The sequence below is a fragment of the Halomonas sp. 111 genome, assembly GCF_052379685.1.
Lineage (GTDB): Bacteria > Pseudomonadota > Gammaproteobacteria > Pseudomonadales > Halomonadaceae > Vreelandella > Vreelandella citrativorans.
In genome coordinates this window covers 35,835-58,421 of sequence record NZ_JBQSYV010000025.1, presented here as the reverse complement: position 1 = coordinate 58,421, position 22,587 = coordinate 35,835, and the positions used below count along the sequence as shown (strand labels likewise).

Annotated in this window: 18 protein-coding genes; 15 read left to right on the top strand and 3 right to left on the bottom strand. The window is 52.2% G+C overall.

What is annotated here, in order from left to right; translation table 11 throughout:
- From ACT3T7_RS16535 to ACT3T7_RS16510, 6 genes are all read left to right on the top strand, one after another.
- The coding region (locus tag ACT3T7_RS16535; protein ID WP_444631622.1) for a YadA-like family protein at positions 1-3,329 on the top strand (3,329 nt) is incomplete at its 5' end.
- Positions 3,330-3,343: 14 nt separating this feature from the next.
- Entirely contained in the window at positions 3,344-4,168 is an 825-nt protein-coding gene (locus ACT3T7_RS16530) for an OmpA family protein (protein WP_444631621.1), read from the top strand.
- Positions 4,169-4,252: 84 nt separating this feature from the next.
- Entirely contained in the window at positions 4,253-4,645 is a 393-nt protein-coding gene (locus tag ACT3T7_RS16525) for a hypothetical protein (RefSeq protein ID WP_444631620.1), read from the top strand.
- 138 nt (positions 4,646-4,783) lie between these two features.
- Positions 4,784-5,701, top strand: coding sequence for an SH3 domain-containing protein (locus tag ACT3T7_RS16520; protein WP_444631619.1), 918 nt, complete (start codon positions 4,784-4,786; stop codon positions 5,699-5,701).
- Between the two features lie 59 nt (positions 5,702-5,760).
- Positions 5,761-7,080: a FecR family protein gene (locus ACT3T7_RS16515; RefSeq protein WP_444631618.1), complete on the top strand. Its 1,320-nt coding sequence runs from the start codon at positions 5,761-5,763 to the stop codon at positions 7,078-7,080.
- Complete coding sequence (locus tag ACT3T7_RS16510; RefSeq protein ID WP_444631617.1) at positions 7,064-9,352, top strand: CHASE2 domain-containing protein; 2,289 nt, start codon at positions 7,064-7,066, stop codon at positions 9,350-9,352. Before ACT3T7_RS16515 ends, ACT3T7_RS16510 begins: the two co-directional genes overlap by 17 nt.
- Positions 9,353-9,442: 90 nt before the next feature.
- Here ACT3T7_RS16510 and tsaA read toward each other — a convergent pair whose 3' ends face one another.
- The gene (gene tsaA, locus ACT3T7_RS16505; protein ID WP_087105969.1) at positions 9,443-10,174 is read right to left on the bottom strand and encodes a tRNA (N6-threonylcarbamoyladenosine(37)-N6)-methyltransferase TrmO; all 732 of its coding nucleotides are present in this window, start codon (positions 10,172-10,174) and stop codon (positions 9,443-9,445) included.
- A 104-nt stretch (positions 10,175-10,278) separates the two neighbouring features.
- On the opposite strand from tsaA, the gene ACT3T7_RS16500 reads away from it, so the two are divergent.
- Positions 10,279-10,809 carry a GNAT family N-acetyltransferase gene (locus tag ACT3T7_RS16500; RefSeq protein WP_444631616.1) on the top strand — a complete coding sequence of 177 codons (531 nt, stop codon included), beginning with the start codon at positions 10,279-10,281 and terminating at the stop codon, positions 10,807-10,809.
- Positions 10,810-10,839: 30 nt separating this feature from the next.
- Here the strand turns inward: ACT3T7_RS16500 and nadC are convergent, their stop codons facing one another.
- Positions 10,840-11,694, bottom strand: a complete 855-nt coding sequence (gene nadC / locus ACT3T7_RS16495; RefSeq protein WP_444631615.1) for a carboxylating nicotinate-nucleotide diphosphorylase — start codon at positions 11,692-11,694, stop codon at positions 10,840-10,842.
- Between the two features lie 107 nt (positions 11,695-11,801).
- Here nadC and ampD point away from each other — a divergent pair, with 107 nt between their 5' ends.
- From ampD to ACT3T7_RS16460, 7 genes are all read left to right on the top strand, one after another.
- Positions 11,802-12,386, top strand: a complete 585-nt coding sequence (gene ampD, locus ACT3T7_RS16490) for a 1,6-anhydro-N-acetylmuramyl-L-alanine amidase AmpD (protein WP_444631623.1) — start codon at positions 11,802-11,804, stop codon at positions 12,384-12,386.
- 382 nt (positions 12,387-12,768) lie between these two features.
- Entirely contained in the window at positions 12,769-15,441 is a 2,673-nt protein-coding gene (aceE, locus tag ACT3T7_RS16485; protein WP_444631614.1) for a pyruvate dehydrogenase (acetyl-transferring), homodimeric type, read from the top strand.
- Positions 15,442-15,500: 59 nt separating this feature from the next.
- Complete coding sequence (aceF, locus tag ACT3T7_RS16480; RefSeq protein WP_444631613.1) at positions 15,501-17,543, top strand: pyruvate dehydrogenase complex dihydrolipoyllysine-residue acetyltransferase; 2,043 nt, start codon at positions 15,501-15,503, stop codon at positions 17,541-17,543.
- Positions 17,544-17,851: 308 nt separating this feature from the next.
- Positions 17,852-18,505, top strand: coding sequence for an adenylate kinase (gene adk, locus ACT3T7_RS16475; protein ID WP_087105981.1), 654 nt, complete (start codon positions 17,852-17,854; stop codon positions 18,503-18,505).
- A 105-nt stretch (positions 18,506-18,610) separates the two neighbouring features.
- Complete coding sequence (tsaB, locus tag ACT3T7_RS16470; RefSeq protein WP_192527630.1) at positions 18,611-19,309, top strand: tRNA (adenosine(37)-N6)-threonylcarbamoyltransferase complex dimerization subunit type 1 TsaB; 699 nt, start codon at positions 18,611-18,613, stop codon at positions 19,307-19,309.
- Positions 19,306-20,013 carry a class I SAM-dependent methyltransferase gene (locus tag ACT3T7_RS16465; RefSeq protein ID WP_444631612.1) on the top strand — a complete coding sequence of 236 codons (708 nt, stop codon included), beginning with the start codon at positions 19,306-19,308 and terminating at the stop codon, positions 20,011-20,013. Before tsaB ends, ACT3T7_RS16465 begins: the two co-directional genes overlap by 4 nt.
- A 50-nt stretch (positions 20,014-20,063) precedes the next feature.
- Complete coding sequence (locus ACT3T7_RS16460) at positions 20,064-21,191, top strand: phospholipase D-like domain-containing protein (protein ID WP_444631611.1); 1,128 nt, start codon at positions 20,064-20,066, stop codon at positions 21,189-21,191.
- A 26-nt stretch (positions 21,192-21,217) separates the two neighbouring features.
- On the opposite strand, the gene ACT3T7_RS16455 is transcribed toward ACT3T7_RS16460, so the two are convergent.
- Positions 21,218-21,886, bottom strand: a complete 669-nt coding sequence (locus tag ACT3T7_RS16455) for a YecA/YgfB family protein (RefSeq protein WP_087105988.1) — start codon at positions 21,884-21,886, stop codon at positions 21,218-21,220.
- Positions 21,887-21,955: 69 nt separating this feature from the next.
- Between ACT3T7_RS16455 and ACT3T7_RS16450 the strand changes: the two genes are divergently transcribed.
- Complete coding sequence (locus tag ACT3T7_RS16450) at positions 21,956-22,537, top strand: SprT family zinc-dependent metalloprotease (RefSeq protein WP_087105989.1); 582 nt, start codon at positions 21,956-21,958, stop codon at positions 22,535-22,537.
- Positions 22,538-22,587: the final 50 nt, after the last annotated feature.

Below are 22,587 nucleotides of genomic sequence, written 5' to 3'. Positions count from 1 at the left end.
AGCACACCATTCACGACGCGATCGACTCAGTGAACACCGCCGCCAACGCGGGCTGGAACGTCACCGATGTTGACGGCAATGCGGCCAACATCGGCCCGAACGGCGAAGTCCAGTTCAGCGGTGATAGCAATATCGGCGTGGCACAGAACGGCCTTGACGGTAATGGCGAAATCGACATCACCCTGAACCGTGATCTCGACCTGGATAGCGTCACTACGGGTGACAGTACATTGAGCACTGATGGCCTGGTAGTGAACGGCAATACCGGCAACCCCACCGCCACCACCACTGTTGAGGCAGGTACGATCACCGTTGCCGCCAACCCGGCCACGGGCCCAGCTAACGAAATCGTCATTGAGGCCAATAGCGGTACCATTAGTGGGCTGATGAACCGTAGCTTCGACTCAGACAACATCGTCAGTGGCCAAGCGGCGACAGAGGATCAACTGGGTCAAGTAGCGACGGATCTGACCAACACCGGCTTTAACATCGCAGCCGATAACGGTGCAGATGACAATGTCCGTCTTGGCGAAACGGTCACGTACACCAACGACGACGGCAACCTGGTCTCAACGGTACGTGACAACGAAATCGTTTATGACCTTGCTAACAACATCAACGTAGATAGCATCACCGCTGGTGACAGCTTGCTCGATAACGACGGTCTAACTGTGGACGACGGTTCGGGTAACACCACCGTAGTCAGCGCCGAAGGTACTAACGTTACCGACACCGCAGGCAACAACAGCGTCTACGGGGCGACCGGCGCGACCATCACCGACGCGGCGGGCAATGCCAGCACGCTCACCGGCGATTCACTCACCGTGGGCGGTGCGAATCCGATCCTAGTGAGCGGTAGTGCCGGTGAAATCACGGGTCTGACCAACACCACCTATGACGAAAACAACGTCATAGCTGACCGGGCGGCTAGCGAAGGTCAGTTGAGTCAGGTGGCAACGGATCTGACCAACACCGGCTTTAACATCGCAGCCGATAACGGTACGGATGACAATGTCCGTCTTGGCGAAACCGTTACCTACACCAACGACGACGGCAACCTGGTCTCAACGGTACGTGACAACGAAATCGTTTATGACCTGGCGGACAGCATTGCCATTGATCAAGTCACCACCGGCGATACCGTGATGAATGACAACGGCGTCAGCGTGGGTGCCGATGTACAGCTCAGCGATACCGGGCTGGCGATTGGCGATGTTAACAGTAATGATCCAAGCACAAGCGTAGAAGCGGGCACGATCACTCTAGCCGCTAACCCGACCACAAGCCCGGCTAACGAAATCGTCATCGACGCTAATAGCGGCACTGTTAGTGGACTGGCGAACCGTGATCTAAACGGCGCCGACTTCGCCCAGGCGGGTCGTGCGGCTACTGAAGAGCAGCTCAACATCGTCAATGATGCTGCGACAGCCGGCTGGAACGTCACTGATGCCAACGGCAACGCCGCCAACATCGGCCCGAACGGCAACGTGGCGTTCACCGGCGATAGTAATATTGCCGTGGCGCAGACCGGATTCGACGATAACGGTGAAGTTGAAATCACGCTCAACCGCGATCTTGACCTGGACAGTGTGACCACTGGCAACACCGTGGTGAATAACGACGGTCTCACCATTAATGACGGCGCAGGTAACCTGACCACCGTGACCAACGATGGCCTGACCATTGCTGGTGGCCCGAGCATCACTGCCAGCGGGGGTATTGATGCAGGCGGGATGAATATTGCCAATGTTGCAGATGGGGAGTTGAGTGAAAATAGTGCTGATGCCATTAACGGTTCCCAGCTCTATGCCACTAACCAGTGGATCGAAAACCTGCAGGGTAATTTCGTCAACATCGTGGGTGACAGTGCCGATGAGTACATTACTCAAAATGGTCGAGGCATCCGCTATGTACGCACCAACGATAGTGGCCTGGCCGTAAGCGATGCTTTTGCCCAAGGCGTAGGCTCAACGGCGCTTGGCTACGAAGCACGCGCTACTGCAGACCAAGCACTAGCGATGGGCTATGAAGCGGTAGCTGCCCATCAAGGCAGTGTAGCGCTGGGAGCAGGAGCCCAAACCTCAGAAGCGGTAGGCACAGCATCTATTGAGATTGCAGGCCAAACCTATCAGTTTGCAGGCGCTAATCCGGTGGCAACTGTTAGCGTGGGCAGTGCAGGCGCTGAACGCACCATTACCAACGTGGCCGCGGGACGCATCTCCGCTGAAAGCACTGATGCGGTGAACGGCAGCCAGCTACACGCCACAAACCAGGCGGTCGGCGATCTTGATAACCGTGTCACAACGGTTGAAGGCGATATCAGTAATATCAACAACGATCTGGCTGATCTGGATAGTCGCGCGGTGCAGTACGATCGTAACGACGATGGCAGCGTTGATTACGCCACCATTACGCTAGAAGGCGAAGATGGCACAACGATTACCAACGTGGCAAATGGTGACGTGTCTCGGGGAAGCTCCGATGCTGTTAATGGCGGCCAGCTATGGGATGTGCAAAATCAGATCACCAGTATTGAACAGGGTGGATCTAAATACTTCCGTGCTAACAGCGAAGGGCCTGCGGCTGACTCTCAAGGTGTAGACAGCATCGCCATGGGGCCGTCCAGCGTTGCTGAAGGTGACCGCAGTGTTGCTTCCGGTGCTGGCTCCAGGGCTGAAGCAGAGGGTAGCGTTGCCTTGGGCGCCGACTCGATCGCGGATCGTGAAGGCATGAATGGTGAACGCGAGCGCTTCTCCAATGAATCGGTTGCGTCTTCCCAGGGTGCAGTTTCGGTCGGTAGTGAAGGGGCTGAGCGTCAAATCACTAACATAGCGGGCGGCACCCAGGCGACAGATGCGGTTAACGTCCGTCAGCTGGATGCAGTCCAACAGGGGGCAGTGAACTACGCACGTGACGATGAGGGCAACGTGGATTACAGCACTATTACGTTACGTGGCGAAGAGGGAACCACTATCTCTAATGTAGCCCCTGGTGTTAATGCCAACGATGCGGTGAATGTTGGACAAATGCAGTCGCTTAACCAACGTTTCGCTAACGAAATCAATAATGTTCATGGCCGTATAGATAACGTCGAGAGAAACGCCAATGCCGGTGCCGCGAGTGCTCTGGCCGCATCGACTGTTCCGCAGGCCTGGATGCCCGGTAAGAGCATGGTGGGTGTAGGGGCCGGTACTTACGAAGGGGAGTCTGCCGTATCAGTCGGTGTATCGCGGCTCTCTGATAATGGTCGGTGGATTATCCAGGGTAAGGTCACTGGCGACTCGCAAAGCAACTTCGGCGCAGGTATTGGCGCTGGCTGGCATTGGTAAAGGAGAACGTTGTGATGAACCCACGTATCAATATTAAGGCGGCCCTAGGGGCCGCCAGTATGGCCACCGTTCTTATGTTATCTGGTTGCGCGAGTCCACCTAATAACGACCGGACCGACCTGCGAGATGCCGAAAATGGCTTTCCTGCGCTTGATCAAAACTGGCATGGCGGTGGGCAGTTTGTGAACCCTGATGATGTGCTTCGAATTACCGAAGGGCAGTCAAAGGATCAGGTGCGCCAGTTAATCGGAAATCCTCACTTCGCCGAGGGGTTTTTTGGTGTGCGGGAATGGAACTACGTATTTAATCTCTATACAAATAAGGGTAGTGGCTATATTACTTGTCAATACCAAGTGCATTTCAATGATGAAATGGCTCTGGAAAGTACACATTGGCGAGACGCGCAATGCCCATTGTTATTAGCTCCCATCGAAGTGGAGGAAATTGAACAGCAGCCGCGCCAAGAAAAGCTCACGCTTTCAGGTGACATATTGTTCGACTTTGATAGCGACCGGTTGTCACTGGAAGGACGGCGTGCATTAGAGCGAGTTGCACAGGCGGCTCATAGTGAATATGAGTTGCCAAGCATATTCGTGATTGGTTACACCGACCGTTTTGGAAGCAAGCAGTATAATACTGAACTGTCCCAATCACGCGCAGAAGCCACTGGTAATTATCTCAGCAGCCAAGGCATAACCCGCAGTAATATTACAATCGCGGGAAGAGGTGAAGCGGACCCCGTAGTCGAATGCCCTGGAGCGGTAGCAACACCTAACGTTAAAGAATGCTTAAAACCTAATCGTCGGGTGGAAATAACTATTACTGAACGTGCTCGTTAAGTGCAAATCATACATTGTAAACAGTTGAGTAAGGGCTGTTTTCTATAGCCCTTTTTATAAACAGATAAAAGGTTAAATATTTATATGAAGTATGCAGGATATATCACGACGTTTATAGTTGCTGTAGCAGCAGCTGTTGGCTTATCAGTGATGAGTATCAGTGTCTTGGCCGAGCAACCTGATCGTAAAACAGTTAAGCAGATAGACCAACGCTCAATATGTGTCGCTTCAAGTGATGAGCAAGCTCTTGAATGTCCGGAGGGAGGGCTGTTTTTGGCTAAGCTGGCCATTAATGATGCAGATGTTCAAAACACTCTTGTTCTAGAAAATCGTTTGCTCAATACAATGGCTCTCTACTGTGATACTAACTTTGCTATTCAGCATACCCAAACAGGTGTGTTGTGCGTACTAACGCATCAACGCATCAGTGCACGGTCTCAAGCTGATACCGACAGTGAAGAAAGTGAAAATAATTAATAAGTAATTTCATGACTTGATTAAATTTTATGTGCTTAAAATATAGGGAAGAAAATACCTGTATGTATAAGTGAAAGTATTGGTAGGTCTTTTCGCACGATAGGCTAGCGCATATCGGGCTTTTTAGAGGAGTTCCGCGTGAGGGTAGTATCTTGGTTAAGTCTCATGTTTTGGGGAATCAGTGCTTTAGTTTATGCTGATTATAATGTCGGCTTTAATGAATATCAGCGTGAAAATTATGCTTCTGCTATTCACGAGTGGCGCACGGCTGCTGAACGGGGGGATGCCGAGTCACAATTCATGCTAGGAATGATGTATGAACGTGGCCAAGGAGTAAGCGAAAATATTGACGAAGCTTACAAATGGTATCGGCTTTCTGCTGATAATGGATTGATAGATGCCCAATTACGTTTGGGCGAGCTTTATTTATTAGGGTTAATAGAAGGAGAGCCTGATGATGCTGCGCGCTGGTTCGAAAAAGCTGCCGATAAGGGAAGCGCTGCAGCGCAGTTCCAGTTAGGCTTACTCTATTTGGAAGGACGTGGCGTTGAAGCATCTTCTAGCTTGGCTGTACGATGGTTTGAGCTGGCTGCCGAACAGGGGTTTGTGGCTGCGCAAAATAACATCGGAAGTTTATACGAAAATGGTCAGGGCGTTGAGCAAAGCTACACCCGTGCGTTTGAATGGTATGAGCGCGCAGCTAAGCAAAATGACGCATTTGCCCAAAATAATTTAGGAGCGCTTTACGCTAAAGGAAATGGCGTAGAACGGAATTATGCTTGGGCAGTCTTCTGGTTCGTCATGGCAGTGCAAGGAGGCAATGTATTAGCTCAAGAAAATATTACCGCTAGCTTGCAGTATTTAGAAGAAAAGCAAATAGCTGGTAACCGGGTCAATATTCGGGCGGGCTCTAGCACTGATTCTGAGCGTATCACTTCGCTTTCTATGGGGGACTCCGTTCATGTGTTGGGAAATATGAATGGGTGGAGTCAAATATATTTCCAGCAAGAAAATGCTTCAGCGTTGGGGTGGGTGTCTAATGCGTTGATTAAGTAAAAATTAATGAGGAGGGGATAGCAAGGTGCTTACCAATACTTAGTGCGGGCAGAGGCATAATGAAGAAAAGTAGCCGATGTGGAAATGATTATACTAAGATCCGAAATTGCCGTTATTATAGGCTGGATGATTTTATAAAGGTATATTTAGGGATTTTTCTAAGTGTCATATTTCTGTCTAGCTTAACTGCTAATGCCAGTGACTCTATAGAAGACAGTCATCGTATCGTGTTAGGAGATACGCTTTGGGGAATCTCAAAACGTTATTATGGTACTCCCCATGAATGGCCGTTTTTGCAACAGTTAAATACAGTTTCTGAACCTGCTTCTCTTCAACCTGGATCCATGCTGGATTTAGGAATGTCCGACTCATTTCCTTTAACAGTTCTCTACCTTTCAGGAAATGCTTGGGTTATTGAAAATGATGCTGAAGTGCTGTTGACGGTAGGGGCAGTTCTTGAGGAAGGAGCTACTCTTCAAACAGGAAGGAATGCTTCAATAACACTGCAGATGAATGATGGTGCAAGAATTGTGGTGCCTTCTATGTCTCGCATTACATTAAAGCGAGAGTCTGAAAAAGGAGTCACGCTGTTTTTAGAGGAAGGCGAGATTGAGTCTTATGTCCCTATTAAACGAATGCAACAACGACCCTATCACATAGAAACCTATAATGGTGTTTTAGGAGTACGTGGGACTCACTTTAAGACGCGCTATGAATCTAATACATTACTAGCGTCGGTATATGAAGGAACAGTTTCGGCTATTGATCTCATGGTATCTGAGAGAGCTGCTGTTATTGCAGGCAAAGGAGTGCGAATTGATGATCAAGGACATCTACAAGTTGCCAACCTTCTTTCCCCTCCTGAGAATGTCAATGTTTCGTCGCTCCCCTCTGGTGACTTGGAATTACATATGCCGCCGGAAACAGTGAGGAAACAATACCGTGCGCAAATAGCAAGCGACCCAGGTTTTCTGAATATCTTACACGATGAGCGAACTGAAATTGGTCGATTGCGCTTTGTAGGCCTCCCTTCTGGATTCTACCATCTTCGTATTGCGGCAATAGATGAATTGGGAATAGAAGGGAATAGTGCCGCTCATATTATTCATCATCACAGCGAGCACGTAAATGTGTCATCAGAAGATGGCGCGTGGTTGTTCGCTTGGAACCATAGACCTCAAGAAATCTATACCCTTCAACTCGCTTCTGATCAGCAGTTCAATACAATACTACTGGACTATAAGGCGCGTAATACCGGGGTTTTAAAGGTGACCCACCTGCCCCTTGGAGAAATATATTGGCGTATTTTGAGTGTCGATGAGAAAGAAAACATGGCACATGAGGTTGGTAATGGAATATTAAATGACGCAAAGTACTAGAGATTTTTCTCAAAAACTACATAAGCGTTTTCTTGTAACATGGTGGGTAATGGGCAGCTTATTGCTGCCCATTGTCTTTTTTTTATATAGTTTCTCGCCGTTATTATCAGATAATTACCTTTATGATGCTTGGCTCTCTTGGCGAGAAAAATTGCCTTCTTCAGATATATTGATTGTGGCAATTGATGAGCCAAGCCTACAAGCATTAGGACGCTGGCCATGGTCACGTAGCGTGCATGCTCAACTGGTTCAGCAATTACAAGCTGGCAATGTCGAAAATATTGTTTTGGATATTCTGCTGATTGAACCAAGTCGTTTTCCTGAAGAGGACACACTATTAGCTGAATCAATGCGAAAACACGGAGGCGTTTATCTTCCTGTGGCACTACTTGCGGAACAACAGGCTAGTGACAGTATCCGAGATGTCCTGTTACCTCCCCTACCGCTACTGCAAGCGGCAAAAGCAACAGGCCACATTGATATCATTATTGATAAAGACGGCGTTTCCCGTACTGTCGAGTTGATGAAGTCACGCGGTGGGCAGCAATGGCCTCAACTAATGATGCCACTCGGTGCTGAAACTGCTGGTGAACAACCTTCCCGGGTGGTAAGAATTCCATTTCGAGGCCCTACTGGCCACTATCCAACAGTTTCTTATTACGATGTGCTAATGGGACATGTCCCTGCTTCGATTTTAAATGGTCGTACCGCTCTGGTAGGGGTGACTGCTCAAGGCTTGGGTAATCGTTATAATGTATCATTATTGTCTGAAGGGTTGATGCCTGGAGTTGAGATACAAGCCCATTTGCTTGATGCTATTAGAGAAGAGACGCTGATTCGTGAAGTAGATAGTTGGTTTGGCGCGTTAATAGCTAGTATTCCGATTATCATGTTAATGCTTTTGGCTTGGTGGCTACGTTTTCGTTATTTATTATTAACAACTTTATTGCTTAGCGTGAGCGTATTGGTTTTTTCTATAATAGCATTGAATTTGCAGTGGTGGTGGCCACCTACGGCTAGTCTAGTAGCGCTAGGTATCGCATTAGTGGTTGTTGTTGGGAAAAGCCAGGCAATACTTTTGGATTGGTTCAAAAGTGAGCTAAATCGTCTATACCAAGAGCCTGAAATTTTACCGTATACAGAGCGAGCATCTGCCCTTAATGCGGGGAGCAAATTATACCAACAGTCTCAGGCTCTTGAGTTTGCGTTAAACCGTATTGTCGAAGGGCGACGTTTTATTTTTGACGCCATGCAATCCTTACCGTTACCTGTTTTTATCGTGAATAAAGAGGGAGAGGTGTTATTAGCTAATAAAAAAGCTTTAAGCCTTCGTGGAAAAAGCAACCTTTGTGCTATTGAGCATGTTGAACATATTTCGAAAGTTCTTGATTTCAAGGAAAGTCAAACATTTAAATCGCTATGGCCGCCTAAACCCGATTTTGAAAAGGCAAGTATACATATCCGTAAAGGAGGAGTGTGTACCGATGGGCAAGGCAGCACCTATCGATTAGAAATGGGAAGCCTATCCACATCTTCGAGTAATATTGAAGGAGGATGGATACTATGGTTGGTTGACTTAACGAGCGAAGTAGAAACTGAGGCGCAGCGTACCAGTATGTTAAGGTTCCTGTCCCATGATATGAAAGCGCCACAAACCAAGGCTTTAGCCCTTGTTGATGCTCAGCGCGAGTCAGAATTAGCGCTGCCACAAAAAGTTTTCTATCAGGCTTTAGAGAAAAGCTTAAATATGGGGCTGGGAATGATTAATGATTTCATTGACCTAACAAGAGCAGAAACACTGAGTTTTAAAAAAGATTTTATCTTGCTAGAAGATATAATGATAGAGGTGCTGGATCAGATTTTTCCTCTTGCTCAGGCCAAGAATGTTAAACTAAATGGTAATTGTAACGACGAAGAGGGAGCGCCTGTAATCGGGGATAGAAACTATCTCTCAAGAGCGATATTTAACTTAATTGAGAATGCAGTGAAATATAGTCATCGTAATGGAGAGGTCCAAGTGTATGTCTCCGTAAGCGATAAATGGGTTTACCTAAACGTTTTAGATAACGGTGTGGGCGTTGAAAGTGATGATATCGGCATTATTTTTGAGGATTTTAGACGTAGCGATAGATCTAATATGGCACAAGGACATGGCCTCGGGTTAGCGTTAGTAAGAAAAGTAGCAGAAAAGCATGGTGGTAACGTGACTTGTAAGAGTGTGCTGGGCGTCGGCAGCCATTTTACATTGAGAATTCCTGGTTTTAAGGAGTGAGAGTCGATTTACGACTTGGGCGGCGTGATCGAAGCCTACGAAGAAGTAGGCCGACGCTTGGGAATCACCTTTCCTGCCTGATCGCCCGTACTAGCCAGTCATGATGTCGATAGCCACCACTTCTAACGTGGTGGCTTCGTCGTTGTGTAGGGCTCGAAACTTCACATCGACATCGCGCAGCCTAACGCCGTAGACACGCCCAGACTCCTCGCTTTGCTTGTAAGCGGGGCGTGGGTCTTGTCCAAGCACTTGTTCGATCAATGCATGCAAGCTTGCGCTATCAACGCGGCGTGCCAACGTATCCAGTGCATCGTGGCTGAGTGTGACTGGCAGCAACGCGGGGGCTTGCGGCGCAAAACCGGCGACAGCTTCAGGGCGTGCTTCGGCCCAGGGCAGGTAGGGCTTGATATCGACCACCGGGGTGCCGCTCACTAAATCGCAGCCTTCGAGTCTTAAACGAACCCCTTGGTGTGTGTCGATACCGGCAAGCGTTACCAGCGAGAGGCCCAGCCGATTAGGTCGATGGGTACTGCGGCTGGCAAATACACCTACCTTGCGGTTGCCCCCAAGCCGTGGTGGGCGTACTAATGGCGTCCAACGCTCTGGGCTTTGATGAAAAATAAATGACACCCAAAGATGGCTAAAATCCTCCAACCCACGCACCGTTAATGGGTCGTTATAGGGTGCCGTTAGCACGAGACTGGCGTTGGCCGCCTGCGCCAGGCCCGGTTGGCGGGGTATGCCAAACTTGTCCGGGTAGTCGCTAACAACGTAACCGATAGGCGTCAGCGTAAAGGACGCATTGTCAGGGGCATTGTGCATGCTACTGCCTTATGCTGAGATAGGCGGCCAAGTATAAGGCAGCCTGACGTTATACGCCGAATGTTTGCTTGATCCCCATTTCGATAACTGCTTAGAGGTGATGCATGCCAACGACCGAGGAGCTTTCTGCGCCAAAAGCCCCGGCGGCCAGGGTGACCTACCGCGCCGCTCTAGCGCGCGACGCCGCCGACCAGGCAGAAGTGTTTTACCATGCGGTCATGCAAGGCGCAGCCAGCCACTATGAGCTGAGCCAGCGGCGCGCCTGGGCCAATGCGCTGCCCCGAGAAGCCAGCGCCTGGGCGGTTCGCCACGCGCTTTACACCACACTGGTGGCGGTGCGCGACGGCCGCTGTGTCGGCTTCCTTGAGCTTGATGCTAAGGAAGGGCGTATCGAAACGCTGTATGTGTGGCCCTCGCTGACCGGGCGTGGTATTGGCACCACACTGTTGATTCATGCTGAGCGTATGCTGTTGGAGCAGGGAGTTGATCGCATAGAGATTGAGGCGAGTCTGATGCTTTATGACCGCCTGCTGCGCCGAGGCTGGGAAAACCTGGGCGAGCAGTGGGTTGAACGAAGCGGTGAGTCACTTCAGCGCTATCGGATGGAAAAGCGCTTGAGCGCGATTGAAACCTGAGCCTGAGACTAAATCTGAAGCTGAGCCTGGCTATACGCTATAGCTGCGGGTAATTCGCATGGAAAGATCAATTGATTGGATATCTTTGGTCAGCGCGCCACTGGAAATACAGTCGATCCCCGTATCGGCAATCGCTTTGAGTGTAGCCGCATCGACATTGCCTGAGGCCTCAAGCGTGGCGCGCCCGCCGTTCAGTTCGACTGCTACGTACAAATCTTCAAGTGCGAAATTATCCAGCATGATGATGTCAGCTCCGGCCGCCAATGCCTGGTCAAGCTCTTCAAAGGTCTCCACTTCCACCTCTACCAGCACATCCCTGGCAAGTGTCCTTGCCTGACTCACCGCGGCCTTGATGCCGCCGCATGCCGAAATGTGGTTCTCCTTGATTAAGAATGCATCCCAAAGACCTATTCGATGATTGTGGCCTCCGCCGCACGTAACGGCGTATTTCTGCGCCAAACGCAGGCCGGGAAGCGTTTTGCGGGTATCGAGCAGGCGAACGCCGGTACCCTCAATCAAGTTGACGTAGCGGCGCGTTGTGGTTGCCGTGGCAGACAGCGTTTGTAACATGTTGAGCGCCGCGCGCTCCCCGGTTAACAAACTACGTGCCGGGCCTTCCAGTTCCAAAAAGCCTTGGCCTTCATCCAGCAAGTCACCGTCAGCGGCTAGCCAGCGAAGCGTGACGCGCTCATCCAACTGCTGAAAAATTTCATCGACCCACGCAGCCCCACACAGCACTGCAGACTCGCGGGTAATCACCGTCGCCGTTGCCCACTGGTCCTCGGGAATTAGCTGGGCGGTAATATCGCCTGAACCTATATCTTCGTTAATCAGGCGAGTCACGCAGGTGCTGATCTCTTCAGCTAGCGCATTTTGGTTATTCATGGCGGTGAGCTCTCTGGGCATGATCAAATGAGACCGGCATTATAGTAAAAGAGAGCCGCTAATGAGAGCAGTGAAAAGTGCGCGACGTAAAGGAGACTTTGTGGGTGATTAATGACCAGACACACGACGGCTGGTGGGGCAGGGCGCGCAGGGTTGACTCGCCCAATTATGATGCGCGACCTACTGACGAAGTATCTTTATTGGTACTGCATGCGATTAGCTTACCTCCTGGGCAATTTAGTGGTGATGCGATAGAGGCGCTGTTCACTAATCAACTGGCAACGGACCAGCACCCTTTTTTTGCCGAGATTGCCCATTTGCGCGTTTCAGCGCACCTGCTTATCCGGCGTGATGGTGAGTGCGTGCAGTTCGTGAATACGGATCAGCGCGCCTGGCACGCTGGGCGTTCACGCTGGTGGGATGGCCACGCCATGCAGTGGCGGCAGACGTTGAATGACTTTTCACTGGGCATTGAGTTGGAAGGTGATGACATAACGCCCTTTACCAAGGCTCAGTACCACGCACTGGCAGAAGTCACTCAGTGGTTAATGATTCGTTACCCAGCGCTTGATGCGTCACGAATTACTGGCCATGCTCATATTGCGCCGCTGCGTAAAACGGACCCGGGCCCCGCCTTTGATTGGGCCTATTTTTACCAGCGTTTGGCGAAAATCCACCTTGATACGCTTTAAAAAGGACGATTAAGTTGTTCAACGACAAGAAAATAAAACGGTAGTTTAGCTACACTGCCTACGCATAAATGGTAATAGGTCGCACTGTCGAAACGTCTATGTTGCAGCGCAATAGTTTGTTTTCGATACGCTTTTCCACTGCTCCGGAATTGGCAGCGTGGCGACTTTGCGGTATCTTCCTATATACAAAAGGCTAACTTTTACGACATTTATGTAGCTTTACTACATTCAGATGTCTGTAGCTCATTGAATATAGAGCTAAAAAAACATTAGCGTTACCGCGCAAATGCTTTTCTGCGGTGGCCATCAATCACCGCAGCTGCCCCAAGCCCGTACGGGTTGGCGGGGCTCATGTCATTTATCGTCATTCGGAGAGACCTCTATGAGTCTGGAGACAAGAGAAGATCTCGATCCGGTCGAAACCACGGAGTGGCTGGAATCCTTGGAATCGGTGCTGGATCGTGAGGGCGAAGATCGCGCCCGTTACCTGATGACCCGCCTGGCGGATCGCTTGCGCCGGGACGGGATGAAGGTACCCTTCTCGGTGACAACCCCGCACCGCAACACGATCCCGCTTCATCGTGAAGCGCGGATGCCTGGTGATCTATTCATGGAGCGTCGCATTCGCTCCTTGATTCGCTACAACGCGATTGCCCAGGTCATTCGTAATAACCGGGCCAACCCCGGGCTTGGCGGCCACATTGCCAGCTTTATGTCATCGGCAACCCTTTATGATGTGGGCTTTAACCACTTCTTCCGTGCGCCTAAAGATGACTTCGCTGGCGACCTGATCTACATCCAGGGCCACGTAGCGCCGGGCATTTACGCACGCTCCTTCCTGGAAGGCCGTCTGTCTGAAGATCAGATGGATAGATTCCGTCAGGAAGTAGATGGCGATGGCTTGTCGTCGTATCCGCACCCTTGGCTGATGCCGGATTACTGGCAGTTCCCGACCGTCTCCATGGGCCTTGGTCCAATCCAGGCGATTTACCAAGCCCACGTGATGAAGTACCTGCATCATCGCGAAATGAAAGACATGTACGATCGCAAGATCTGGTGTTTCATGGGCGATGGCGAGTGTGATGAGCCGGAATCCTTGGGTGCCATCTCACTGGCAGGCCGTGAGAACCTGGATAACCTGATCTTCGTTATCAACTGTAACTTGCAGCGTCTGGACGGCCCTGTACGCGGTAACTCCCGCGTAATGGACGAGTTTGAAGGCGTTTTCCGCGGTGCTGGTTGGAACGTCATCAAGGTGGTTTGGGGTCGCCACTGGGATCCGCTGTTTGAGAAGGATAACAAAGGTATCCTTCAAAAGCGCATGGATGAAGCGGTCGACGGTGAGTACCAGAACTACAAGGCTAACGGCGGCGCTTATACCCGTGAGCACTTCTTTGGTAAGTATCCTGAAACCGAAGAGATGGTTAAAGATCTTTCCGATGATGATATCTGGAAGCTCAACCGCGGTGGCCACGACCCGTTCAAGGTTTACGCGGCCTATCATGAAGCCGTCAATACCTCTAACGGTAAGCCGACGGTTATCCTGGCGCATACGGTAAAAGGTTACGGTATGGGCAGCGGCGATGGTGAAGCAGCCAACGAAGCGCACCAGGTGAAAAGCATGGAGTACGAAGCACTGCGGACCTTCCGCGACCGCTTCGGTATTCCGCTTTCCGATGAGCAGCTCAAGGAAGTGCCGTACTACAAGCCGGAAGATGATTCGCCCGAGCTTAAGTATATGCACCTGCAACGCGAGCGCTTAAACGGCTACCTGCCCAGCCGAAAAAGCGATTTTGAAGCGTTGGAAATCCCCACGCTTGAAGATAAAACCTTTGCCACGCAAATGGCGGGTTCAAAAGGTCGTGAAGTATCGACCACCATGTCCTTTGTGCGCGTGCTCAATGGCTTGGTTAAAGACAAGAAGCTTGGCAAGCTGGTCGTTCCGATTATCCCTGATGAAGCGCGTACCTTCGGTATGGAAGGTATGTTCCGTCAGCTCGGCATTTATACCGCCGAAGGCCAGAAGTATGAGCCGATGGATAAAGGCCAAATCATGTACTACCGCGAGGACCAGAAAGGTCAGGTCCTCGAAGAAGGTATTACTGAAGCCGGTGCGATGTCAGCGTGGATGGCTGCTGCCACGTCTTATAGCAATAACCACCTTACGCTGCTGCCGTTCTACATCTACTACTCGATGTTTGGCTTCCAGCGTATTGGCGACTTGGCTTGGGCCGCAGGCGACCTACAGGCACGTGGCTTTATGGTCGGTGGTACCGCTGGGCGTACGACGCTTAACGGCGAGGGTTTGCAGCATCAGGATGGCCACAGCTTAATCCAGGCGTCGACCATTCCTAACTGCCGTAGCTACGACCCCACGTACGGTCACGAAGTCGCCGTCATCGTTCAGGATGGTTTGAAGCGCATGTTCACTGATAAAGAGAACTGCTTCTACTATCTGACCGTGATGAACGAAAACTACGAGCATCCGGAGCTTGAAAACGTACCGGTCGACGATATCGTCAAAGGCATGTACCTGCTGCGTGAGACGAAGGGCGACAAGGGCCGCGTTCAACTGATGGGGTCTGGCACCATTCTGCGTGAAGTGGAAGCTGCCGCTGAGCTGCTCGAAAAAGACTGGGGTATTGGCGCTGACATCTGGAGCGTGACCAGCTTTAACGAACTGCGTCGTGAAGCGCTGCTGCTTGAGCGTGAATCCTTCCTGAACCCGGACGTTGAGGCCAACAAGCCGCACGTTACGAAATGTCTGGAAGGCCGTGACGGTCCGGTCATTGCTTCGACGGACTACATGAAGCTCTATGCGGATCAGGTCCGTGCATGGGTGCCAGGTGACTATACTGTTCTGGGTACCGATGGCTATGGTCGTTCTGACACGCGTAAGAAGCTGCGTTACTTCTTCGAGGTAGATCGTTACTTCGTTGTTGTAGCGGCCCTGCGTGCACTGGCTGAGCGTGGCGAGATTGAACGTAAGCAGGTTGGCGAAGCCATGAAAAAATATGGCATCGACGCTAACAAGCCGAACCCGCTGACCAGCTAAACCGCTGCCCGGCGGGTTAAGTACCCGCCGGCTCGATCCGATTTGAAAGGAGCGCGACCTTGAGTAGCGAAATCATCAAAGTGCCCGACATCGGCGGTAGCGAAGGTGTCGAAATCATCGAGATCGCGGTGTCGGAAGACGACGTCATTGCAGCGGAAGACACCCTGATCACGCTGGAATCTGATAAAGCCAGCATGGATATCCCGGCCCCGAAGGGCGGTAAAGTCGTTAAAGTGCTGGTTAAAGAAGGCGATACCGTTTCCGAAGGCGACGATATCGTTGAGCTGGAAGCGGAAGGCAGCGACGACACATCGTCTGAAAGCCAGTCTGATGAGAGCGCCAAAGAAGACAGCTCGAAAGAAGACGCCGCACCGGCAAAAGAGCAGGCTCAGGAAGCTTCCAAGCCTGCGCCTAAAAAAGCCGCGGGCGGCAAGCAAACCGTGGATATCAAAGTCCCCGATCTGGGCGGCTCTGACAACGTTGAGATCATCGAAGTCGCGGTTAGTGAAGGCGATAGTATCGACGCTGAAGATACGCTGATCACCCTGGAGTCTGATAAAGCCTCCATGGACGTGCCGAGTCCGCATACCGGTAAAATTGTCGCGTTTACCGTAAAAGAAGGCGACACGGTTTCTGAAGGCGATGTTATCGGCCAGATGGAAATCGAAGGTGAAGGTGGCGACGAGGCTGACGATGAATCGCCTGCTGAAGAAGAGGCGAGCGCATCCGACAGCGAGCCTGAAGATACCAGCAGCGACGACAGCGAAGACGACGCGGCCAGCGGCGAGCCAGAGCGCAAGGAGATTCGCGTTCCGGATATTTCCGGCTCTACCGACGTACCGATTATTGAAATCGGTGTGGCAGTAGGCGATGAGATCAGCGAAGAAGATCCGTTGATCACGCTGGAATCTGATAAAGCCTCCATGGACGTCCCCAGCCCCTATAAAGGCAAGCTCCTTGAGCTGACCGTTAAAGAGGGTGATACCGTTTCTGAAGGCGATGTCATTGGTTATATGGAAGTAGCGGGCGCGAAGAAAGCCGCTTCCAAGCCAGCGCCGAAGAAGGAGACTGCTCAGAAAACCGCTGAGAAGAGCACTGCCAAGCAGGGTGCATCAGCCGCAGGCGGTACGCCCAGCCCTGAAGCGCAAATGGCCGCGCACAAGCCGCGTGATGGCAAGTTGGTACACGCAGGCCCAGCCGTGCGTATGCTGGCCCGCGAGTTTGGCGTCGACATTGGCCTGGTTAAGCCCAGCGGCCCCAAAGAGCGCGTGCTCAAAGAGGACGTTCAGGCCTATGTGAAGCAGGTCATTGCGAACCAGGGCAAGGCGCAAGCATCGGGCGGAGCAGCTGCCGCCACGGGTGGCGCCGGTATTCCGCCGATTCCGGAAGTCGACTTCAGCCAGTTCGGTGAGGTGGAAGAGAAGCCGATGGGTCGCCTGTTGAAAATGGGCGCGACCAATCTGCATCGTAGCTGGCTCAACGTGCCACACGTGACCCAGTTTGACGAAGCGGATATTACCGAGCTTGAGAACTTCCGTAAGTCGATGAAAGCCGAAGCCGAAGCACAGGGGGCCAAGTTAACCCCGCTGCCCTTCCTGGTGAAAGCGTGTGCCTTTGCACTGCGTAAATTCCCGCAGTTTAACGTCAGCTTAAAAGGCGATGGCGAAACGCTGGTATGGAAGAACTACGTTCATATCGGTATTGCTGTTGATACCCCTGATGGCTTGATGGTGCCGGTACTACGTGATGCCGATAAGAAGTCCTTGATCGAGATTGCCAAGGACATGGCAGAGCTGGGTAAAAAGGCACAAACCAAGAAGCTCAAGCGGGAAGAGATGACCGGTGGCTGCTTCACTATTTCGAGCCTGGGTTCGATTGGTGGCACAGCGTTTACACCGATCGTGAATGCGCCTGAGGTGGCTATTTTGGGTGTTTCCAAAGCCCAAATGAAGCCGGTTTGGGATGGCAGTGCCTTCCAGCCGCGCTTAATGATGCCGCTGTCGCTTTCCTATGATCACCGAGCAATTAACGGTGCGGATGCTGCGCGTTTCACGGCATTCCTGGCGGATGTGTTGACCGATATTCGCCGCTTGTTGCTGTAATCAGGTTGTCGGCATGATGTGGATTGTCGTGGCGCTGTTTGATGCGGTATCACGGCAATCCACGAAGAAGTATATGAGAAAGTAGCTGCAATAAGGTTTAGTCAACGGCGCCCAGTGATGGGCGCCGTTTGCGTTTAGCACTTCAAACGAGGCAGCTAGTGCGCGAGGCTTGCATCACTTGGCTGTTTTATTTAAAAAATCTTACAAAAATACCCTTCTCAGGCTTTTGGGGAGTTGTGCCGCATGAGTGGCCCGGTTATTGTCGGTTAATTCATTTTATTGCGTTTTACATTCAAGGAGCAGTGGCCATGCGTTTAATCTTGTTGGGTGCCCCCGGCGCGGGGAAAGGGACTCAAGCTCAATATATTTGCGAGCAGTTCAAGATTCCTCAGATTTCCACCGGGGATATGCTACGCGCGGCCATCAAAGACGGCACCGAGCTGGGGCTAAAAGTTAAAGAGATAATGAACAGTGGTGGCCTGGTGTCCGATCAGATCATTATTGACCTGGTGAAAGAACGTATCAGCCAGCCAGACTGCGAGAATGGGTTCCTGTTTGACGGGTTCCCGCGCACCATCCCTCAGGCCGATGCCATGAAAGAGGGTGGCGTGAAGATTGACCACGTGCTTGAAATCGCTGTCCCGGATGAAGAAATTGTCAACCGCCTGGCGGGTCGCCGCGTTCACCCGGCATCCGGGCGTGTTTACCACGTCGATCATAATCCGCCTAAAGAGCCAGGCAAAGACGATGTAACGGGCGAGCAGCTTATTCAGCGTGAAGATGACCAGGAATCAACCGTGCGTAACCGCTTGTCGGTTTATCACGATCAAACGGCACCGCTGGTCGATTACTACCAGCAGTGGGCAGACAAGGACGCTGAAGCAGCGCCCCAGTACCACCGTGTTGAAGGCGTAGGCAGCGTTGCCGATATTACGCGCCAGGTAAAAGAAGCCCTTGGCTAATTAAAAGATGCTCGCTAAGCCGATGGCCCGCCAAGCGCGGGCCATCGTCGTATGGGTGCACTAAAGGTATAATGTTCGAATACTTATCACGAGTGCGGAATTGCTATGTCGTTACACCTTCTTGCGCTAGATGCCTCATCCAGCGCCTGCTCGGTAGCACTGCTACGTCAGAACGGCGCTGACCGCGAGTGTCTAGCGCGCTACGAGATGACGCCGCGTGCGCATACTCGGCGGTTAATGCCGATGGTGGACGAGCTGTTAGCTGAAGCGCAGATTACACCGGCGACGCTCGACGCCATTGCCTTTGGACAAGGGCCGGGCTCATTTACCGGGCTGAGAATCGCTACCGGAACGGCACAAGGGCTGGCCTTTGGTTTGGACCGCCCATTACTCGGTGTCTCAACGCTCAAGGCGTTGGCTCTCCAGGCCCATCGGCGCTTTCACTTTCGCTATATCGTCACTGCTCTGGATGCGCGTATGGGCGAGATCTACGCGGCCACATGGCACTGTTTGAACGATAGCGTGAGTCTGGAGCAAGCTGAAGCCGTGTTGGCCCCGGAAGCGTTTTCGCTACCTGAAGATGAAACTGACTGGGTCGGGGTAGGCTCAGGTTTTACGCTTTGGGAGCGCTTTGCAGCCACGGTGCAAGTGCGCATGAGCCAGCACCTGGTTGATATGGAACCTCGCGCTGAAGAAATGGCCTGGTTGGGTGCCGATGATTTAGCAGCAGGGTTAGGTCAGCCGGCTCACCTGGCTCAGCCGGTGTATTTGCGCAATAACGTTGCCTGGAAAAAGCCGGCATGAGCCTGCCTGAAAAGGCCGTACTCCCAGAAGGACTGGCGCTTACGTATTGCGAGGGGCGTTTAGTACTGGCAGGGGATGAAAAACGCTATGGTAAACCGCTAAGCGTTGATTTTGTGGCGGGTAAAGCAGCCCATCGGCGTCAGTTTGGCGGTGGGCGAGGCCAACTGGTTGCCAAAGCGTGTGGGCTTGCTAAAGGCGTGACGCCCAGCGTTGTCGATGCGACGGCGGGGCTTGGGCGGGATGCCTTTGTACTGGCCGCACTGGGCGCTCATGTGCTGCTGGTTGAGCGTGTCGACGCGATTGCCGCGCTGCTGGAAGACGGTCTGCTGAGAGCCGCTAAAGCGCATGATATCGCTGATATCATCGCTCGCATGACCTTGCGCCATGGCGACGCGGCTCAGTCGCTTGAAGCGTTGGTCGCCGATGCCGCGTTTGATCCACAGGTCGTGCACCTGGACCCGATGTTTCCACATCGAGAAAAATCGGCGCTGGTTAAAAAAGAGATGCGTCTGTTTCGCGAGCTGGCGGGCGATGACGATGATGCGCCTCGTTTGTTGGAGGCCGCCCTGGAGGTAGCGACACACCGAGTGGTGGTAAAACGTCCCCGTAAAGCCCCTCCGATTGCAGGCCCCGCGCCTCAGCATGTGCTGGAGGGAAAGACCAGCCGCTATGATCTCTATGTTAAGCAGTCGCTTCATCGTTGAGCCGACGCGCATTACTCATTCACGACGTATTTAATCAGGAGCAGAGCGCTATGAAGTATCAGCCCCTGACATGGCATGCGGGCAATCGGTTTACCCTGCTGCCCGAGGCGTCTCGCTTTCTACCCGCTATGCTTGAAGCCATCAACCACGCCAATCACTATGTCTTGGTTGAGCTTTACTTGATGGAGTCGGGAGCGCTTGCTGACCAGGTTATACAAGCACTTACAACGGCAACCCAGCGGGGTGTAAGGGTGTATCTGCTGTTGGATGGCTTTGGTTCCAAGGGGCTTGCTAGCAGCGACCGCGAGCGACTTCTTGACGCGGGCGTGGCGCTGCGCTTTTTCAATCCGGTGGGGCTACACTCATTGGCCCGGAACCTTAGTCGTGACCACCGCAAAATTATAGTGGTCGATGGGCAAATAGCTTTTACCGGTGGGTTTGGCGCCGTCGATGAATTTTTAGAGGCATGGTACGACATTGCCGTGCGTATTGAAGGTCCGGTCATTGCCGACTGGGAGATGCTTTTTCGCAGCCTTTGGCGCTCGCGTTTAACGCGCGCAGAGGACAAGCGCCCTGCTGAGCCGCTTCCCAAACAGCGCCAGACAGAAGCGTTCGATGGTGGAGCAACTGGCCGCGTTATACAGGGCCGGGGCTACCGGTATCAGGCGATTCGTCACTCGCTTTATCGGCAAGTACACGGCGTTCAGGAGCGCCTTTGGCTCTGTACGCCCTATTTTGTGCCTACGTTTACGCTGCGCCGCCGCTTGGCACGTGCCGCAAAGCGGGGCGTGGACGTACGCCTTTTGCTGCCCGGTGCGAAGCATGACCACCCCAGCGTACGTTACGCAGGACAACGTTTTTATCAGTCGATGCTTAAAGCGGGCGTACGCATTTACGAATTCCAGCCGACGTTTATTCATGCCAAATTTGTACTCGCGGATGACTGGGTGAGTATTGGCTCGTGTAACTTCGACCACTGGAATCTGCACTGGAACCTGGAGGCCAATCAGGAAGTTATGGACGAGCAGCTTGCTCAGGATGTGTGCGCTATGTTTGAGCGTAATTTTTCGGCCAGCAAGGAAGTGCTGGCCGAGGAGTGGGCCGCACGCTCCTGGAAGCAGCGCGCCTTTGAATGGATATTTGGTACGCTGGATTCAGTGATTACCCGGCTTAAGTAACGATACCGGGTTGAATTAACACTGACTTAGCGACGCTTGCGGCTCTTGGCAGGCGTTTTTTTGCGCGGCTTGGGTTTGGGCGTTTCCGGTGGAACGCGGTAATGCAAATACAAATCAAGCACGAGCTCTGGCAATTGTGCTACCAGGGTTTCCTGGTGTGCAGTGTCGCTTGCCATCTCGGCCATGTCGGGCTCATCATCAAATAGCCCGGAAAGCAGCATAAAGGGCAAAAGCAGTGTTGCCGCGGCCTCTTCATCCTCCTGGAACCAGGCGCTTTCATCGCTGAAGACGCCTTCCATAAAGCCCGCGCACCAGTCGCCAATCGGTGTTTCTTCCGCAGGCAGCCCATCCAGGGTTAAATCAAAAGGCAGTTCAGGAAGTCCGCCTTGCTCCAGCACGGCCATTGCGTTGTTGCGCAGCAGGGTTAACAGATTAACAATTTCATTGCGCTCGTTATCATCGGCATAGCGCGGTTCGCCTTGAAACAGCTCAACGAGCCACTGTGCCGGTGATACTTCGCTGGGGGCTACCGCGAGTGCCACGAGAAAGCCGTGGGCGGAGATCAAGTCCAGCGCGTCTTCATCGACCTGGTCTGAGTCGAGGAAATCATCCAGCCTGTCGAGCTGCTCATCGGTCAGCAGTGGCTGCGGAGGGACAGTCTCTGGCGCGTTTGCATCGTCGGGGCGCTCTGCCATAGCAAGCCTCATGGGTTGGGTCGTTTAAAAAATGATACTAATGGGTAACCATCATTTAGGCATTCATTAATGACAAGTTTATCACTAATAGGCGCATCGCTAACGGGCACATTGCCGCTGCCGCCTTGGCCGGAAGATGAATTGGCGGCGCTGTCACCCGAGGCGCTACAAAAAGCGGCATTAAGCCGGGTCGAGCAAGCGTGGCAGCGCTGCCTGGAAGTGTATCCGCAGTTGCCGCGGCCCCGCGTATGGTTTGATTTAAAGGGCGCTTCAGCGGGGCAAGCCCATTTGGGGCGCGGTGGCCTGCGGTTTAATTTTATTTTGCTTAGTGACAATCGTACTGCGTTCTTTAACGATGTGATTCCGCATGAGATGGCGCATTGGCTGGTGTTTCATCTACGTGATGGGCGACGCTTAAAACCGCATGGGCAAGAGTGGAAAACCGTGATGCGGGACTTGTTTGGGCTAGCCCCTCACGTTACCCACCGCTTCGACGTTCATAAGGCTCAGCCCACCCCTTACCGCTATCAGTGCGCCTGCCGTGAACACCCGTTGACGGCCAGGCGTCATGCGCTAGTTAACAAAGGGCGCCGCTATCGTTGTCGTCATTGCCAGGAGACGTTGGTCTATAGCGCTTACGATAATTGTTGAAAGTCATCCAGGTTGCTGTTTTTTAAATAAAAAATGTTAATACCAATGTC